The sequence below is a fragment of the Mesorhizobium sp. IMUNJ 23232 genome, assembly GCF_044326205.1.
Classification (GTDB): Bacteria; Pseudomonadota; Alphaproteobacteria; order Rhizobiales; family Rhizobiaceae; genus Kumtagia.
This window is the reverse complement of sequence record NZ_JBIRCY010000153.1, coordinates 1-1,693: the sequence shown is the minus strand read 5'-3', so window position 1 is coordinate 1,693 and position 1,693 is coordinate 1. Positions and strand designations below refer to the sequence as shown.

At 56.9% G+C, this 1,693-nt stretch carries 1 protein-coding gene and 1 pseudogene; one reads left to right on the top strand and one right to left on the bottom strand.

Going from position 1 to position 1,693, the window contains the following annotated elements; all coding sequences use genetic code 11:
* The first annotated feature begins 539 nt into the window (after positions 1 to 539).
* A complete protein-coding gene (locus ACH196_RS38025) occupies positions 540 to 905 on the top strand; it encodes a hypothetical protein (protein WP_396651978.1) in 366 nt (121 codons plus the stop codon).
* A 663-nt stretch (positions 906 to 1,568) separates the two neighbouring features.
* Here the strand turns inward: ACH196_RS38025 and ACH196_RS38020 are convergent.
* Positions 1,569 to 1,693: pseudogene (locus ACH196_RS38020) on the bottom strand (IS5/IS1182 family transposase); the annotation flags it as partial.

Sequence of the window (1,693 nt, the reverse complement as noted above, 5' to 3'; positions counted from 1 at the left end):
CAGCGACTTTGATCAGCAGCCCGACCGGCCATTGTCGCGAATCTAGCAACCGCAATTTGCCCATTGCTTGCCCACGCGACAACAGACCGACTGCCGGCACCATGTCAGGCGTCGTACCGCGTGTTCCAAAGGCTCCTCGAATTGGCTTGGCAGGCTTCAAAATGTGATACTTACCAGCGCGAGATATAAGATCGCGCCGATGACACATACTGCGAGTATGAACAGCAGCCACGCCGCCGGCTCGGCAATTACCCGTTCAAGGTAATTCACGAGGTGACAGCAGAAGTTGGATGTTGGCGTGATGTGACGGAAGACAACGATGTCCTCCTTTCGTTGGGGCTAGGGCTCGATGGCCGCCCTCAATCGATAGCGCCCTGAAAACGGCTACCGACATTTACGATGTACCAGCACAACAATCCGATAGCGAGGCTATTCGGCAGGGCGGACACGAATTGTCAGCGACGCAGGTCAATATCGTGCTACGGTGACTACTTGCGCGCAACAACCGGCGCGCCTCTCCATTCAGATCGGACGCATAGATGCACGCCCCAATATGGATCGCTCCCGTCCTCTTCGGCGCGGGAGTGGGAGCTGTTGCCCTCACCGTCGTGGGTTTCACCTGGGGCGGCTGGGTTACTGACCGCTCCGCGAAACTGATGGTGAGAGATGGCGCAGCCGCGGCCGTCGCGTTGAGTTTGACACCCTACTGCATGGAGCGATCGAAGACCGATCCCCGCTCGGTGGAAATTCTTGCGGACATGAAAATTGCGAGAGCCTTCGAACGCCCTGGGATGGTCCAAAAGGCGGGTTGGGCGACGCCGCTGGGGCAGGACAAACCCAATCCTGAGTTGGCGGCGGCATGCGGCTTAGCAATTAACCACGAGTATTTTCGGCTCGCCAGCTGAACGTATAGGGGAGCCTAAGGTGCTTACATCAACATTCGCTGCTCTTAGATCGCGCGGAATTCGGTTTCACGAATTGCGCGAAGCCACAGTCACAAATTTCGATATGCCGAATCACACTCCGATCCGCTTGCTGGACGGCCCGCCGGACGGGGCAATGCAAGCGTTCTGGGACCAGATGATATTGGCCCGGCGCGCCTACCGCCAAAAGTCGGGCCACAACATCGAGCAAATCCTTGGGAAATAAGGCCGTGAGGAACCAAGGCCTGTGATACCGGTTCCAGATGGATTCCGGTGCTTGAGGGCGCCGACATGCTTTCGTCCAAAGGGGAACGCGATGCAGCGAAACTCAATTCGAGACAAGGAACTGGAAATACGAGCTCAAGCGCTTGACGATCACTGTCGAGACTTCGGCATCATCCCGAGCCAAATTTCAAAAGGCCTGGTTCGCGAAAGCGTCGCGGCGCGAATTGCGATACTCTTTGGAGCCGGGATTCATAGCGTCGAAGGTTGAAGAAAGCGCTTCGTTTCGATCGTTCGATGTAAGAAATCAGACGCATCACCAAGCCGCGTAAATCGCTGTCGCCAGCCACGCGCACACCCCCGCCAGACTTGTGCTACCGAAGCCCCTCGCGCCTCATTCCAGCTCCAGTTCTCGCCGAATACCTAGGCCTCGTGGACAAAGGGTAACCAAAGCTTGACTGCTGCGATGGTGACGAAGCCGAGGTAAGACTCCTTTGTCTTGTCGTATCTGGTGGCGACGCGGCGCCAGTTCTTGAGCTTGTTGAACA